This window comes from Candidatus Bartonella washoeensis Sb944nv (assembly GCF_000278135.1).
Lineage (GTDB): Bacteria > Pseudomonadota > Alphaproteobacteria > Rhizobiales > Rhizobiaceae > Bartonella > Bartonella washoeensis.
The window spans coordinates 194883-210213 of sequence record NZ_JH725023.1; the positions used below are offsets into that span (position 1 = coordinate 194883).

16 protein-coding genes are annotated in these 15331 nt (G+C 39.3%); 7 read left to right on the forward strand and 9 right to left on the reverse strand.

Annotation, left to right across the window (positions count from 1 at the left end):
- The first annotated feature begins 1 nt into the window (after position 1).
- From MCQ_RS03410 to virB11, 4 genes are read left to right on the forward strand one after another with little or no spacing between them, the layout of a single operon-like run.
- Positions 2-697, forward strand: coding sequence for a VirB8 family type IV secretion system protein (locus MCQ_RS03410; RefSeq protein ID WP_006923554.1), 696 nt, complete (start codon positions 2-4; stop codon positions 695-697).
- 18 nt (positions 698-715) lie between these two features.
- Positions 716-1522 carry a P-type conjugative transfer protein VirB9 gene (gene virB9, locus MCQ_RS03415; protein ID WP_006923555.1) on the forward strand — a complete coding sequence of 269 codons (807 nt, stop codon included), beginning with the start codon at positions 716-718 and terminating at the stop codon, positions 1520-1522.
- A complete protein-coding gene (gene virB10 / locus MCQ_RS03420; protein WP_006923556.1) occupies positions 1522-2688 on the forward strand; it encodes a type IV secretion system protein VirB10 in 1167 nt (388 codons plus the stop codon). The genes virB9 and virB10 overlap by 1 nt, the downstream gene beginning before the upstream one ends.
- The gene (gene virB11 / locus MCQ_RS03425; RefSeq protein WP_006923557.1) at positions 2663-3724 is read left to right on the forward strand and encodes a P-type DNA transfer ATPase VirB11; all 1062 of its coding nucleotides are present in this window, start codon (positions 2663-2665) and stop codon (positions 3722-3724) included. The genes virB10 and virB11 overlap by 26 nt, the downstream gene beginning before the upstream one ends.
- Positions 3725-5036: 1312 nt before the next feature.
- Here virB11 and MCQ_RS03430 read toward each other — a convergent pair.
- The 8 genes from MCQ_RS03430 to rimM all read right to left on the reverse strand — a co-directional run bounded on the left by MCQ_RS03430 (position 5037) and on the right by rimM (position 12240).
- Positions 5037-5270, reverse strand: coding sequence for an EexN family lipoprotein (locus MCQ_RS03430; RefSeq protein WP_006923559.1), 234 nt, complete (start codon positions 5268-5270; stop codon positions 5037-5039).
- A 1113-nt stretch (positions 5271-6383) separates the two neighbouring features.
- Complete coding sequence (locus tag MCQ_RS03435; RefSeq protein WP_006923560.1) at positions 6384-7163, reverse strand: succinate dehydrogenase iron-sulfur subunit; 780 nt, start codon at positions 7161-7163, stop codon at positions 6384-6386.
- 14 nt (positions 7164-7177) lie between these two features.
- Positions 7178-9022, reverse strand: a complete 1845-nt coding sequence (gene sdhA, locus MCQ_RS03440) for a succinate dehydrogenase flavoprotein subunit (protein WP_035007866.1) — start codon at positions 9020-9022, stop codon at positions 7178-7180.
- Between the two features lie 3 nt (positions 9023-9025).
- The gene (gene sdhD / locus MCQ_RS03445) at positions 9026-9412 is read right to left on the reverse strand and encodes a succinate dehydrogenase, hydrophobic membrane anchor protein (RefSeq protein WP_006923562.1); all 387 of its coding nucleotides are present in this window, start codon (positions 9410-9412) and stop codon (positions 9026-9028) included.
- 17 nt (positions 9413-9429) lie between these two features.
- Positions 9430-9831 carry a succinate dehydrogenase, cytochrome b556 subunit gene (gene sdhC / locus MCQ_RS03450; protein WP_006923563.1) on the reverse strand — a complete coding sequence of 134 codons (402 nt, stop codon included), beginning with the start codon at positions 9829-9831 and terminating at the stop codon, positions 9430-9432.
- Between the two features lie 466 nt (positions 9832-10297).
- Positions 10298-10738, reverse strand: a complete 441-nt coding sequence (gene rplS / locus MCQ_RS03455) for a 50S ribosomal protein L19 (RefSeq protein ID WP_006923564.1) — start codon at positions 10736-10738, stop codon at positions 10298-10300.
- A 210-nt stretch (positions 10739-10948) separates the two neighbouring features.
- Positions 10949-11647 (reverse strand): tRNA (guanosine(37)-N1)-methyltransferase TrmD, encoded by a 699-nt coding sequence (gene trmD, locus MCQ_RS03460; RefSeq protein ID WP_006923565.1) that lies wholly within the window; start codon positions 11645-11647, stop codon positions 10949-10951.
- A 23-nt stretch (positions 11648-11670) separates the two neighbouring features.
- Positions 11671-12240, reverse strand: a complete 570-nt coding sequence (rimM, locus tag MCQ_RS03465) for a ribosome maturation factor RimM (protein WP_181461090.1) — start codon at positions 12238-12240, stop codon at positions 11671-11673.
- Between the two features lie 124 nt (positions 12241-12364).
- On the opposite strand from rimM, the gene MCQ_RS03470 reads away from it, so the two are divergent.
- Together MCQ_RS03470 and MCQ_RS03475 are read left to right on the forward strand one after the other, a co-directional pair.
- Positions 12365-13186, forward strand: a complete 822-nt coding sequence (locus tag MCQ_RS03470) for a SapC family protein (RefSeq protein ID WP_006923568.1) — start codon at positions 12365-12367, stop codon at positions 13184-13186.
- 2 nt (positions 13187-13188) lie between these two features.
- The gene (locus tag MCQ_RS03475) at positions 13189-14157 is read left to right on the forward strand and encodes a tyrosine recombinase XerC (protein ID WP_006923569.1); all 969 of its coding nucleotides are present in this window, start codon (positions 13189-13191) and stop codon (positions 14155-14157) included.
- A 9-nt stretch (positions 14158-14166) separates the two neighbouring features.
- Here the strand turns inward: MCQ_RS03475 and MCQ_RS03480 are convergent, their stop codons facing one another.
- Complete coding sequence (locus tag MCQ_RS03480) at positions 14167-14445, reverse strand: BolA family protein (protein WP_006923570.1); 279 nt, start codon at positions 14443-14445, stop codon at positions 14167-14169.
- A gap of 119 nt (positions 14446-14564) precedes the next feature.
- Here MCQ_RS03480 and MCQ_RS03485 point away from each other — a divergent pair, with 119 nt between their 5' ends.
- On the forward strand, positions 14565-15185 hold the full coding sequence (locus tag MCQ_RS03485; RefSeq protein ID WP_006923571.1) for a J domain-containing protein: 621 nt from the start codon (positions 14565-14567) through the stop codon (positions 15183-15185).
- Positions 15186-15331 lie beyond the last annotated feature (146 nt).

The window sequence follows — 15331 nt, forward strand, 5'->3', positions numbered from 1 at the left end:
TATGAGAAAAAAACAAGCTAAACCAGTAAAAGCAGAACAGCTTAACACTTATTACGAAGAAAGCAGAGGCCTAGAACGTGAGCTCATCAATGAATTTATCAAATCGCGCAAAACAGCGTGGCGCGTAGCTGGCGTTGTTGGTATTTTTGGATTATTTGGCATGATGTGCGGGATTGTTGGCTTTTCCCAACCTGCTCCCACTCCCTTGGTATTACGCGTTGATAACACAACTGGCGCAGTCGATGTTATCTCTGTGATGCGTGAGCACGAAACCAGTTATGGCGAAGTTGTGGACAGATACTGGCTTAATCAATATGTCCTTAACCGCGAAGCCTATGACTACGACACCATTCAGCTGAACTACGATACTGCAGCGCTTTTAAGCGCCCCGACTGTTCAACAGGAATTTTATAAGATCTATGAGGGTGAACATGCACGTGATAAAGTACTTTCCAACAAAGCACGCATTACAGTTAAAGTGCGCTCAATTCAACCAAATGGACATGGTCAAGCGACCGTGCGTTTTACGACGCAACAATATGACAGCAATGGCACGGTTGGGCCAAAACAACACCAAATTGCTACAATTGGCTACACTTATGTTGGGGCCCCAATGAAATCATCTGATCGATTGCTTAACCCCCTTGGTTTTCAAGTCACAAGCTACCGTGCTGACCAAGAAATACTTTTTGAATAATTGAGGGATTGATTTATTATGAAAAAACTTGTGTTCGTTGCCTTACTGTCATCGTTTTCCTCACTTTATACGATGCCTGTGCAGGCGCTTAAAACCCCATCCAATTCACAATATGATCATCGCATTCGCTATGTGACATATAATGAAGCTGATGTGGTTCAGATTGAAACCGTTCTTGGTGTAGCAACACATATCATCCTTGAAGAAGGTGAACATTATATCACCCATGCCTTTGGTGATTCTGAGGCTTATGCCTTTGCCCATAAAGGACGTCATATTTTTATTAAACCTAAAGCAGAACTTGCCAATACAAATCTCATCGTTGTTACCGATAAGCGTAGCTACAAGTTCCGACTACAGTTTCGCAATGACCGTGCAGGGTCTACCTACGAGTTAGCTTTCCATTATCCCGATACAAATGCCCAAAATTTAGATGAAAAAAAGCAACACCTTGCTATTGAACGTGGTTTTCACCAAGCTATGAACGGTTATAACTTGAACTACACCATGAGTGGCAATCAAGATATAGCTCCTATAAATGCTTGGGATAATGGACGTATTACCTATTTCAAATTTCCTGCCAACATGGATATGCCATCAATTTACGTGGTTGATGCCGAAGGCAACGAAAGCTTGATACCACGTACTGTTGTAGGCAATTCCAATGATATTGTCGCTGTTCATAAAGTCAACCCTAAGTGGATCATACGCCTCGGCAAGCGTGCTTTGGCTATTTTCAACGAAGCTTATGACCCCAGTGGTATACCAAACACAACCAAAACAATATCCTCGGTGGTTCATCGCATCAATAAAGGAGGTAAATGATGTTCAGCAATAAGAAAGGAGATGAAATCAACACAGATGTACAATTCAACTATACCGATCAAAAACATATTGAAAATGCCTATGGTAGCTCCGAATTAGGTTCAGAACGCCGTCCAACGGTTCCCGGTGCACGTACATTATTAATAGTAGGACTCATTGTCATAGTAACGATTCCAATTGCTCTGTCTTGGAAGGCTTTAAAAATGCGTAATGCCGTAGATGTTGAAGAAGAAAAGCCACAGCAGACAGTAAAACAAATCATACCGAGCTATACTCCTCGAATCATCGTAGAAGAACCAAAAGTTGTAGAAGAATTAGAAAAACCAACACAGACAGAAGAAAAAACACAGGATATTCCACCAGCTTTAGCTCATCTTCTTCAAACGGCCATTCCTCCACACTTGATCAAGGACACTGAAGAATTGGCGCGCCAGCGTATGTTTAGTTCAGGTCTTAACAACGGTGAAAGTAGTGACTCTACAGAGCATTCAAAAAATAATGTATCTGACAGTGGAAATAGTGGTGCATTATTCGATCAGCTACAGCCTGTACGATTAGGTCAATCCCATGCTGTTCAACTCCGTAACCGTGATTTATTGATTACGCAGGGGACACAGATAGATTGCACATTGGAAACAAAGATCATCACATCACAACCAGGAATGACAACATGTCATTTAACACGTGATGTCTATTCTACAAGCGGTCGCGTTGTTTTGCTGGATCGTGGTTCTAAAGTCGTTGGTTTCTACCAAAGTGGCATACAACAAGGACAAACACGCGTTTTCGTGCAATGGTTGCGTATTGAAACACCTTCAGGTGTTATCGTCAACCTTGACTCACCTGGCACTGGTCCCCTTGGTGAAGCCGGTATCGGTGGTTGGATAGATAGTCATTTTTGGCAACGATTCGGTGGCGCAATTATGGTGAGCATAATTGGTGATTTGGGAGAATGGGTGAAAGGCAAAATAGGTCAAGGAAATAAGGAAAATAAGGAAAACTCACAATCTCAAAATACGCATGGTGCTGAATCGGTAGTTACCGAAGTCCTTCAAAACTCTATTAACATTACACCAACACTTTATAAAAACCAAGGCGAGCGAGTGAATATTTTCGTTGCTCGAGATCTGGATTTCAGCAATGTCTATAGCCTCGTTACACGTTAATCAAATACAGAAAGATCAAGCAGTTGCACAACTTTTGCAGCCGCTTGATCATTTCTTAAAAGATCCAAAAATCACTGAGTTATCGATCTGTCGTCCCTGTGAAGTGTGGACAAAAAGTTTTGAGGGTTGGCAGATGCATAGTGCACCAGAGTTAACAAGCTCTTTTTTGCAGACACTTATCACAGCCATTATCGTTTATAATGGTATGGCTCCTAAAAGTATTAATTATGTATTGTTACCCGGAGGGCAGCGCGGTACAATTATACAAACACCAGCTGTCATCGATGGCGGCATATCCTTTATGATTCGTAAGCATTCTCTCACGGTTAAGACACTAGAAGAGCTCAATGAAGAAGGTGCGTTTCATGATTTTATCGATGTTAGTTTCAATAAGCCTTCAGAGAAAGAAGCGAATAACTTCCTATCGAAACAGGATTTCACACGATTAGAGCCATTTGAAATTGAACTTCTGCAATTCAAGCGTGACAGAAAAATTCTTGAATTTTTAAAAAAATGCGTACTTTATAAACGCAACATCATTATTGCAGGCAAAACAGGATCAGGTAAAACGACATTTGCCCGTTCTTTAATCGAAAAGGTACCTGTAGAAGAGCGTATTATTACGATTGAAGACGTTCATGAGCTTTTTTTACCAAATCATCCTAACCATGTACATATGCTGTATGGTGATGACGTGGGCCGTGTTTCAGCTGATGAATGTTTAGATGCGTGTATGCGCCAATCGCCTGACCGCATTTTTCTCGCTGAATTGCGTGGCAATGAAGCGTGGGAATATCTCAATTCGTTAAACACTGGCCATCCTGGATCAGTTACCACAACACATGCCAACAATGCTTTGCAAACATTCGAACGATGTGCCACATTAATCAAAAGATCAGAAGTTGGCCGCCAACTTGATATAGAAATGATAAAGATTGTACTCTACACCACAGTTGATGCAGTGTTTTTTATCAAAGATCGAAAGCTTTCTGAAGTTTTTTACGATCCGATTTTTTCTAAATCGAAAATGGGTTAAGTGAGGCTCTTCTCTTAAGTGCCGGTAATCTCGATATATATCGCGCATTCAATAACAGCCGTGAAAATTTGTCACGGCTGTTTTCTTTAATCCAACCTTTTAAAAAACACACTCCCTATCCCAGCTATACTTCTTTGCTATATTGTTAGTGTTCTTGTAATATAAAAATAAAAGAAAAATGATACAAAATCCCATAGAAAAACTGAGTCGTGCATAAAACTCCCTTTGTTTTTGTATTCCATCACCTTCAATAAATTCTTGTAGCACGTATTTGAAAAAAGTATGTATTTTACCGATTTATACCGAAAGTGAAAAATGACTATAGAATAAACATTCTTAGAAGAAGAAGCTTGCACCTCACACCTCATTCCCCTTTATGAAATTAAGGCTACTTAACAACTCTAAACAATCATCATCAAGGCAATGGCTTAGAACGTCTTTTTAAATACTTTCCCAGCAAGTATCATTTGATAAATGGCGGAATATTAATCGTATTCAAAAGCAATCATCAAATTGATATAGATAATTGTATGTAAAGTTGTTCACTTGAATAGACTATTTTTCGCCGCTTTTTGAATAAAGGCTTTATCGTAATGCAGAATTTTGGAAATTATAAATGTTACCCTTATTAACTTCGATGACATTATTAAAACGGCCTGTGATATTGACCTAAGCTTTTTAGTCGCTCATTATCATGAACTTCAGGGCTATAGTATTAGACATCAAAGAAGAAACAAAACACAAAATTATTGCGATCTTATACTGAAATAACAGAATTTATACCGATCACGACCATATTTTTGATCGTGTAAAAGATTATAACTCTTATTGAAGTGCTTTTAAAAGCGCCATTTGTTAAACTTAAAAAAGCCATTCGAATTTTTAATTACATCTAAACCATCTTTTTTCTAATAAAGTGCTATGTATATACATAATACAATACTAACTTTACTTGTAATTAAACAAAAAGGAATGTTAAAAAAATCTGAATACCCTTAAGCTATAAATATGACTTTCAGTCATGACAGAATAAATTATAAAAGAAAGCCCAGAAAAACCATCCAATCACTTGGAGAATATCTATGTAATATGATTATAAAAGAAAACCATGGTGAATTGTCTCTTGAAAAATCATTCTATACATTACTGAATGTAGCATTTGAATCAGCTTCTCGAACATCAAATGAAAAAATAAATGATGAAGATTTTTTTGATAAAAATTAAAAAGAAGCTACTATTTGTTTTTTTGAGAACAGTAGCCTCTTTCTTTGAGAATTTATATATCACACTTTATTATCTAACAATGCATTAGTTAGAATGCATGTCCTGGATCTTTATGAACAGGTTTTTGCGAGAAAAACATTTCAGTATCTGCTTGTAGTATATTTTGACAATTTTTAGATGACTGAACAGCGTTCCCAAAGAAACATTTCTTCCCCCATTCTTCTCTCAATTTCTCATCCTTCTTAAGTTCTTCTACGCTATATATTTTTTCACAACCAGCTACGAATAACACCGCGGTGCATAATAAAATAAATTTTTTCACTTTACCCCTCTTTCAATATCGTATTTGTTAATATCCCCCCAAGATGGGATTTTAATTTTTACGCCGTATCAGGATACAGCTTCATTATCGTCATTTTTTTGCTTTTATAATGGAAGGAATTCACGATAAACGCCGTACGAGTTTGTCGTAATACACAATAAGAAGGAAAGAGCCAAAACTAAATACAAACAATGAGATTATAAGGTGTACGGCTTCTTTTGTGCATACAGAGGCTGAAAGCGACACTGAAATAGGAACCATTGTTAATCGAATAAAACTTAGTATCACTCTCATTGAACCATGAAGTTATAAAAGAAAAAGGACGAATCTCTTTTTGCCTATTTGTATTTTGGTCATTGATTGCCTCCTTTAATGTTATAGCTATTCTCTATTTATTTTTCTCACCCTTCACTAATCAAAACATACAGAAAACAATAAAGAACACAAGAATTTCCATAGGGATTTCTTCGTAAAATCTTCAAGATCTGTTTGCTATTCATCGGATGAATATCCAGCTTAACAGAAAATAGCTTCCTTTGATATTCTTTCATGAAAGCAATTTTCTCCCCTTTGAAGAAAAGAATAGGATTAACTCAAGTTTGATCAGACAACTTTGGTTTCAAAATCTCTTTGTGTACGAATTTTTCTAAGCCACTTTAAAATTATATTTTTTATTTCGGAAAATAAGTTTACCAAGCATTTTTTTGCTCAAACGAATCGATTAAGCTTCAAAAGGTAGATGATAGAGACAAAATAACCAAACACTGTAATCTCAACACAACAAAAATTCCTACTTTTCATGGATGAGGGAAGATAAAATCGACGTCCATGAAACTCTCATCAAGATGAGGCATAATTTCTATAACAGTTGAATGTGTCTAAGAATGCCATACCACTGAAAATCCTTATCCATATTCAAGATGCATTTCCTCAATCAGATATTTCTTTATCCAAAATGATTTTTCATCTTTTATGCAGTGACAACTGTATTTTATCCTTATAAAGAGTCAATCAGTTGTTATAGACTAATATCCATATAAAGCCACAAAGAGCATAAAAAGTGCAGAGTTGTAATTTATCGCCCTTACTTTATTCTCGTTAACCGGTAAATTTTTAAAGGCGGCGTTCAACCATGAGCTTCTTAATCTCAGCAATTGCCTTAGCTGGATTTAAACCCTTTGGACAAGTTTGCGTACAATTCATAATCGTATGGCATCGATAAAGCCGAAAAGGATCTTCTAAATTATCAAGGCGCTCACCGCACATTTCATCACGAGAATCAGCAATCCAGCGATAAGCTTGGAGCAAAATAGCAGGGCCTAAATAACGATCGCCATTCCACCAATAGCTGGGACATGATGTCTGACAACATGCACACAAAATACACTCATAAAGACCATCAATTTTTTGGCGATCGGTGTAACTTTGCAACCATTCCTTCGCTGGCTCCGGCGAGACGGTTTGCAACCAAGGTTCAATCACACGATGTTGCGCATAAAAGCGCTTCAAATCAGGAACCAAATCTTTGACAACCGGCATAGAAGGAAGAGGATACACTTTTATTGGATGCTTTACATCATCCATACCTTTGGTACAAGCGAGCGTATTTTTCCCATCAATATTCATCGCACACGAACCACAGATACCTTCACGACAGGATCGACGAAGAGTTAAAGTTGGATCAATATGATTCTTAATAAACAAAAGTCCATCAAGAATCATTGGACCACAAGCTGAACGATCTACATAATAGGTATCAAGATGAGGATTCTCTTCATCATCAGGGGACCAACGGTAAACATGAAATTCCGCAAGTTTTGTAGCCCCTTCAGGTTTAGGCCAAACTTTTCCAGCTTTAACTTGAGAATTTTTGGGAAGCTTAATTTGTACCATAATTTCTCCTCCCCTTAATAAACACGTTTTTTAGGAGCAATACGCTTCAAGTCGATACCACCATCTGCTTCAGATGTTAACGGATCAACATGAACGGGCCTATATGACAACGTCACTTTACCACCTTTTGATAAATTTGAGAGCGTATGATGACGCCAATTTTTATCATCACGCTCTGGATAATCTTCACGAGCATGGGCCCCGCGACTTTCTAAACGCGCTTCTGCCGAATAAACAGTTGTAATTGCATTGGCCATCAAATTCTCAAGCTCTAATGTTTCAACTAAATCGGAATTCCATATCAATGAACGATCTGTTACTTTGAGATCAGACAATTCACCCCAGATTTGACTTATCCGTTGACACCCTTGTTGCAAAGACTCCGCTGTACGGAACACAGCAGCATCTTCCTGCATAGTGCGTTGCATTTTTTCACGCAATACGGCTGTTGGTATTGCTCCCTGAGCAAAGCGTAAACGATCAAACCGTTCCATAATCTCATCAACGGCTGTCTCATTAAGAGGTGGAATCTCAGCATCGCGATCAATCACTTCACTTGCACGAATTGCAGCTGCACGCCCAAACACAACAAGATCAATTAATGAATTTGAACCCAAGCGGTTAGCACCATGAACAGAGGCACATCCAGCCTCTCCCACTGCCATCAAACCTGGTTGAACACGATCAGGCGAATCAGTCGTTGGATTGAGAACTTCCCCGTAGTAATTGGTAGGAATACCGCCCATGTTATAATGAACTGTTGGCAGAATCGGTATAGGTTCCTTTGTCACATCAACACCTGCAAAAATCCGTGCTGATTCAGAAATCCCTGGCAAACGCTCATGTAATATAGCAGGATCAATATGGTTGAGAACCAAATGGATATGGTCCTTTTTAGGTCCAACGCCACGTCCTTCACGAATTTCAATCGTTATACAACGCGAAACGAGATCACGTGAAGCCAAATCTTTAAAGGAAGGAGCATAACGTTCCATAAAACGTTCACCCTCAGAATTGACCAAATAACCGCCTTCACCACGTGCTCCTTCTGTAATTAAGCAACCAGAACCATAAATACCTGTAGGATGAAATTGTACAAATTCCATATCTTGGAGCGGCAATCCAGCACGCGCGATCATCCCACCCCCATCACCGGTACACGTATGAGCCGATGTCGCTGAAAAATAAGCACGTCCATATCCACCGGTTGCTAGAACAACCATTTTTGCAGAAAAACGGTGGATTGTGCCATCATCAAGATTCCATGCAACAACGCCAGTACACACTCCATCTGTCATGATTAAATCAAGAGCAAAATATTCAATAAAAAACTGTGCATTATGCTTTAAACTCTGTCCATAAAGCGTATGCAAAATTGCATGTCCAGTACGATCTGCAGCCGCGCAAGTGCGTTGAACTGGTGGTCCTTCTCCAAACTCTGTTGTATGCCCACCAAAAGGTCGTTGATAAATTTTACCTTCTTGCGTACGTGAAAAGGGAACTCCGTAATGTTCTAGCTCATAAACAGCAGCAGGCGCGTTACGCACCAAATATTCCATTGCATCAGTATCACCCAACCAATCAGAACCTTTTACCGTATCGTACAAATGCCATTGCCAATTGTCAGGCCCCATATTAGAAAGCGATGCTGCAATACCGCCCTGAGCTGCAACCGTATGCGACCTCGTTGGAAAAACCTTTGTAATACAAGCTGTTTTTAGTCCTTGCTCAGCCATACCAAGTGTTGCACGCAACCCTGCACCGCCTGCGCCAACAACAACAACATCAAATTTATGATCTACATAGCGATAAGGGGCATTGCCTGCTCTAGCGCCCAGAGATGATCCTGTGCTCATAATTTTTTAAATCCCGAATGCAATTTTTAAAAGAGCAAAAATGATTACACTGCCTATCACAAAACAAAATGAAATATTCAACACTAAAAATAATATTCGCACACCTTCACGTCGAATATAATCTTCAATCACAACCTGCATTTCAAGTTTCATATGATAAAGAGCTGAAAAAGTTAATAATCCCATTAAAACAGTCACAACAGGATGCGAAAGCCGTGCACGCACGACGCCATAATCCTTTCCAACAAGTGAGAGAATAAGAATAATAAAAAAAATCCAAAGCGGTAGATTAAGAAAACTTGTCAAACGCTCTAACCAAAAATGCTCTGTTCCCTCATGCGCACTGCCAAGTCCACGCACTTTCCCAAGTTCTGTTCGAAAATCTTTTTTCATACCTCTCTGCACCCCAACTAGACAATACTGTATCCAATAATCCAAATCGTAAGAGTGACAATCAGAGAAATAAAAACTGTCGCCCAAGCTGTTAAAGTTGCCTTTTTTTTATCCAAAAGGCAAGGATTCATGTCCCAAACAATGTGACGAATACTGCCAACCATGTGATGAATTCCAGCAAGCGTATAGAGAAATAAAATACAAAGCCCAGGCAAAGAACCATAAATCGCATTAACGATTCTAAATGCTTCAGCTCCACAAGCAATCGAAACTAACCAAATAGCGAGGAATATCATTCCAAAATAGAGCCCCACCCCAGTGATACGATGTGCAATTGACATCGCCATAGTAATGGACCAACGATAAATACTCAAATGGGGGGAACGAGGGCGCTCTTTTGTTCTAGCTGTCTCTATCATAAAATATCCGATCTGACTTTCACTACAACCACGCTATAAGCGAAAAGACTGGCACAAAACCATCAACTGCACTATCATTTCCACTTGTTGAGCCTTTAAAAGGTCAATAGCTATAGGTCGGTTGTCTCAAATAACGGATTAAAGGTCGCGCATAAAAAAACCGATTGTTTTACAGACACAAGTCATAAAACTTGCCTTAATTTATTACAATTTCATCTTCACGTCAAAGGTCAAACACCATTTCCAAATATAAATACGTATTTTTTTTCAAGCCACGCTCATTCCTGCTTCCAAATACAATAACATGTTGCTACAATATATTGCACTTTAACTATTGTAAAAAAACAAAAAGCGTATATTTGTACGAACAGATAAAGCCACTTCTTGTAGCTACAAATACGAATCACACAGAGCACAAAAAGCAATATAAAAGCCGTTCTCTCATAAACTCTAGGTATAGTAGTATTTATTGGGCATTTTGCTTTGTAGCTTCCACTGCAACATTCGCTGCTTGTATTTCTTCAATAACTTTCGCACCTTTTTTCCGATGATCTCTTTTCTCAGCGATACGGGCAGCTTTACCTCTCAAACCACGAAGATAATAGAGCTTCGCACGACGAACCTTACCTCGGCGCACAAGTTCAACACCTTCAATCAAGGGAGAATAAACCGGAAACACACGTTCAACACCTTCCCCATAAGAAATTTTGCGCACTGTAAAGGTCTCATTCAGACCACCACCTGAGCGTGCGATACAAACTCCTTCGTAAGCCTGAACACGCGTCCGCGTACCTTCGGTTACGCGCACCATCACACGTACGGTATCCCCTGCTTGAAATTCTGGCAGTTGGCGTTTTGCTTCAATTTTTGCACATTGTTCAGCTTCAAGCTGCGCGATAATATTCATTTCTTTCATCCTTCATGTTCTTTGATTGAACAGTCAGAGCGCTCAACTCTTGCCGAAAAAAGCTTTTTGACATACAAAAAAGAAGTTCTTCAGGCTATGCTTTACACAGGAGCGAATACACCATTCCTTAATTTTGGAACTACAGAAAACCCTTTCACAGGAGAAATTTCTAAAAAGAGAGCCATGCAATACACCACCTTATAACATGAATCAAGTTTTCTGACGATTTTTATCATAAAGAGCATAAAGATCAGGACGACGTTGACGTGTTAGCAATTCAGCTTGCTGTTGACGCCAATCAGCGATAGCTTTGTGATGACCTGACATCAACACAGGGGGAATAGCATACCCTTCAAAAACAGCAGGGCGCGTATACTGAGGGTGCTCAAGCAAACCATTCTCAAAACTTTCACACTTTCCAGAAATTTCATTGCCCATCACTCCAGGGAGAAGGCGTATAATAGTATCCAAGAGAACCAGTGCCGCCGTTTCTCCACCTGAAAGAATATAATCACCAATGGATACTTCCTCCAATTTCCGCGCTTCTATTATCCGTTCATCGACGCCTTCAAAGCGCCCACAAATCAATGTCACTCCACAACTACGCGCCAAAGAACGTGCATAAGCTTGATTAAACAACCGCCCACGCGGACTCATCAACAACCTTGGCGAATCATTTGGACAACTGTCAAGCGCAGCCGCTAAGATATCTGCCCGCATCACCATACCAGCACCACCACCAGCCGGTGTATCATCAACGCTATGGTGTTTATCCAAAGCAAAATCTCGAATCTGCACTGTATCCAGAGACCATATCCCTCGCTTTAAAGCGTGCCCTGCTAAAGAATAACCCAAAAAACCAGGAAACATTTCAGGATAAAGTGTTAAAACACGCGCTTGAAATTTCATTTTTTCATTCTTTCATCCTCGTTTTAACCCAAGTGGTTTTCTATCTTATATTTCTCCTCATCGCTAAGCAAACCAGCTGCTACCGGATCAACAATAAGAAAACCAGAAGCAATGCAAATTTCCGGCACCGCAGCCTTGCTAAATGGAATAAGCACAGTTTTTCCCGTACCCAAACGCATTTCAAGCAAATCACCAGCTCCGAAATTAAAAAAACCAATTACCTCCCCTAGGATTTGACCGACACAATCCTGCACACGAAGCCCAATGAGATCGACTTGATAAAATTCATCTTCCATCAAATCATCAACCAATTGCTCACGGGCAACATAAAGGCGAATCCCCTTTAAAGCCTCAGCAGCATTGCGATCTTCAACCCCTTTAAAATGCACAATTGCGTTACTTTTTTGCATGCGAAGCGTTACAATTTCATAAGAACGTCCCATGTCATCATAAAGGATGCCATAAGTCTTTAAATGCTGTGGCTTAGCACTCAAGACCTTAACCAAAACATCGCCCTTTATGCCATGAGGATGACCAATAATGGCAAGATAGACTTTATTTTTAAGCTTTTCTCTATTATAATTATATCTCATGTAAAAATATCGTCTTCTAAAAACGAATCCCTCAATTTGCTTTCTATTAAACCTTGTTGCCATATCAAAATCTTCCAAAAAGACCTTTCTTGGTAACAAAAATTAATAATTAAGGAGAAGTCTTATGGCAAATGTTATGCTTTTTTACAAAGATATTACCCCAATTAATAAAGTTACCCATAAAAATTTAAAATTTGCTCCTCCAAGTGATATGTCCTTTGCTAAAGATACCCACTGGGTTCCTTTAGCAAGCAGTGAATATTTTCAAGCAGCTCTACATTATCCGATTTTGTTTATGTGCGCTGAAGATGAACAAAAGAAAAAGCACTATACATCCGCTGCTCTCGTAGGTCTTTCTAACGACGAAAATGATTACATCGCATCTGATAAAAGTTGGAAAAAAGATACCTATGTTCCAGCTTTTGTCCGTCGTTATCCTTTTGTTCTTGCACAATTTAAAGATGAAAAAGAGCTTTCTGTTTGCTTTGATCAGCAATCAGGTATGTTTAATGAGGTTGCGGGCACAGAACTTTTTAATTCGGATGGTTCGATTTCTCCTTTCATGGAAGAGCGTATTCACTTTCTTGAAAGTTTTAAAATCGCCATGGAAAAAACCGCTGAATTTATTGACGCTCTTGTGGAGATGGACCTTTTGAGCCAAAAATCAATCAATGTAAAAAATGACAAAGGTCTTTCAGCGCAATTAGAACATTTCTGGGTTGTTGATGAAGAAAAATTGAATAAGTTATCCGCCAATCAGCTTGCCAAACTCCACAAAAATGGCTTTTTAGGATTGATTTTTGCGCATCTCATGTCAACGAATAATCTTTTAAAAATACTCTCTCTAAAAGGTGAAAAGCACATTACCAATCTTGAAGAGCAGCCTCAAAAAGAGAATGAGCACTCTAATAATGAAAAACCAAAAAATAAAGAGACCCTCAACTAGAAATGCCTATAAAAGGTAAAGAAAGAAAAGACAAAAATATACCTCTGATTCCAGCGGACCACGCTGTTTTAGCCGCAAGGAAAAGCTGGTTGGAATATCTTGTACAAATGCGACGTATGGCTGCACACACAGCACAAGCCTATGAGCGTGATACACGGCAATTTTTGTCTTTTCTTTGTCAACATCTTGGACAAGAGCCAACCTTTATTGATCTCGCCAATTTGCGCGTCACTGATTTACGTGCTTATCTGGCTCATCGTCGTGCACACAATATAAGTGCCCGCTCTCTAAGCCGGAATATGGCAGCTTTACGCTCTTTTTTCAGCTACTTATCCCGCGAAGGAATTGTCAGTATCCCTGCTGCTAAACTTGTCCGAACCCCAAAACACCCAAAATCGCTGCCAAGACCTCTAGCAATAAAATCAGCACTTCACTTAGTCAAACAAGAAAATCAACAAGAAAATGAACCATGGATAACTGCTCGCAACGCTGCTGTTTTAATGCTCCTTTATGGCTGTGGAATGCGAATATCAGAAGCTTTAAGCCTCACACCAGAACAATTCTCTGATCCTGAAAAAACAAGTTTATTCATCATTGGAAAAGGTGGAAAAACACGCCTTGTCCCCCTCATTAAAGTCGTCTACCAAACCGTACAAAATTATCTCAAATGCTGTCCATATCCTTTAGTGGACAAGCAACCGATGTTTCGCGGTGCTCGAGGTGGTCCTTTACAGCCAGCCATTATTCAACGGGCTGTTCGCAATTTACGCGCGAGCCTTGGGTTACCAGAAACTGCTACACCCCATACATTGCGCCATTCTTTTGCGACTCATCTTTTGTCACGTGGAGGAGATCTGCGCACTATTCAAGAACTTCTCGGCCATGCTTGTCTATCCACCACACAAGCCTATACCCAGGTGGATACAGACCGCTTGTTGAAAATTTATCAAAAAGCGCATCCTCGTGCCTAAAAAACTGCATTAAACAGCTTCAATCTCAAGCGCCAAAGCATGCACACATGTTGCTAACTCTTTATGTAAAACTTTATAAATCGCCCGATGTATTTCTACACGCGTCATCCCTGAAAAAGAAGAAGACAAAATTTTCACTCGGAAATGCGTTTCCCCTTTACCATCAAAAGCATGCTCATCATGACGATGCCCCGCATGAAGATGGCTCTCATTAATCACCTCGAGCTTTTGCGGATGAAAAGCCTCCTGAAGCTTCATCTTGATCGTTGTTTGAATTGTGGTAGACATTTTATTCCTTCACAAAAAGAACAATAAAACACGTTTTTTTCACTATCAAATGAGTGTGAAAACAAATTTTTCAAAAGTCAATTCTTGTCAAACCGATTGATTTTGCATAAATCAAAGGTATGGCAATAACATCTAAATTATTCGACTCAATTCGAATCAGCTCCAATAAAAAACAACAGGCTGAGTCACAAGCACAAAAGTGTCAATGGGAAGGCTGTGAAAAAGCAGGCACTCATAAAGCACCGGCAGGCCGAAATCACGAAGGGCAATATCTTTACTTTTGTATTGAACATGTGCGTGCTTATAATAAAAATTTTAATTACTTCTCTGGCCTTAGCGATAAAGATATTGCAAAGTTCCAAAAGGATGCTCTCACAGGGCATCGCCCAACATGGCCTACTGATCTTAGCAATGGTGTATCGAAAAAGACAGCGGCCAACTACGCGAAAATTCGCTCTGGAACAGCTGCTTATCAAAACCGTATGCGTGATCCATTCACTCTATTTACCCAACGTCATTCAGCCAATACTTCCTCACGGAAATTGAAACCCTTAGAAGCTAAAGCTTTTGATACATTAGGCTTACAAGCAAATGCTTCAGCTGAAGATATCAAAACGAAATACAAAGAATTGGTCAAAAAACACCATCCTGACACCAATGGTGGTAACCGTTCTTCAGAAGAGCGCTTTCGCGATGTCTTGCACGCCTATAATTTATTAAAAAAATCTGGTTTGTGCTAAAAGAAGTGCAGATTCATACAAACTTTTTCTAATCCAAATCATCTTTTTTTCGCAAGATGTTATAGAGAGTAAAGAACCTTTTTTATAGAGCATTGCATAAGTGCTCTAACTCCTGTATCGTTTCCTAACGAATAAAAATAAACAGC

What these genes read in the sequence shown, in the direction of transcription:
- virB9 (WP_006923555.1), top strand. Translation starts at nt 716, where the DNA reads ATGAAAAAACTTGTGTTCGTTGCCTTACTGTCATCGTTTTCCTCACTT.
- rplS (WP_006923564.1), bottom strand. Translation starts at nt 10,738, where the DNA reads ATGAATATTATCGCGCAGCTTGAAGCTGAACAATGTGCAAAAATTGAA.
- MCQ_RS03470 (WP_006923568.1), top strand. Translation starts at nt 12,365, where the DNA reads ATGGCAAATGTTATGCTTTTTTACAAAGATATTACCCCAATTAATAAA.
- trmD (WP_006923565.1), bottom strand. Translation starts at nt 11,647, where the DNA reads ATGAAATTTCAAGCGCGTGTTTTAACACTTTATCCTGAAATGTTTCCT.
- MCQ_RS03480 (WP_006923570.1), bottom strand. Translation starts at nt 14,445, where the DNA reads ATGTCTACCACAATTCAAACAACGATCAAGATGAAGCTTCAGGAGGCT.
- MCQ_RS03475 (WP_006923569.1), top strand. Translation starts at nt 13,189, where the DNA reads ATGCCTATAAAAGGTAAAGAAAGAAAAGACAAAAATATACCTCTGATT.
- MCQ_RS03485 (WP_006923571.1), top strand. Translation starts at nt 14,565, where the DNA reads ATGGCAATAACATCTAAATTATTCGACTCAATTCGAATCAGCTCCAAT.
- MCQ_RS03410 (WP_006923554.1), top strand. Translation starts at nt 2, where the DNA reads ATGAGAAAAAAACAAGCTAAACCAGTAAAAGCAGAACAGCTTAACACT.
- virB11 (WP_006923557.1), top strand. Translation starts at nt 2,663, where the DNA reads ATGTCTATAGCCTCGTTACACGTTAATCAAATACAGAAAGATCAAGCA.
- virB10 (WP_006923556.1), top strand. Translation starts at nt 1,522, where the DNA reads ATGTTCAGCAATAAGAAAGGAGATGAAATCAACACAGATGTACAATTC.
- sdhD (WP_006923562.1), bottom strand. Translation starts at nt 9,412, where the DNA reads ATGAAAAAAGATTTTCGAACAGAACTTGGGAAAGTGCGTGGACTTGGC.
- sdhC (WP_006923563.1), bottom strand. Translation starts at nt 9,831, where the DNA reads ATGATAGAGACAGCTAGAACAAAAGAGCGCCCTCGTTCCCCCCATTTG.
- MCQ_RS03435 (WP_006923560.1), bottom strand. Translation starts at nt 7,163, where the DNA reads ATGGTACAAATTAAGCTTCCCAAAAATTCTCAAGTTAAAGCTGGAAAA.
- rimM (WP_181461090.1), bottom strand. Translation starts at nt 12,240, where the DNA reads ATGAGATATAATTATAATAGAGAAAAGCTTAAAAATAAAGTCTATCTT.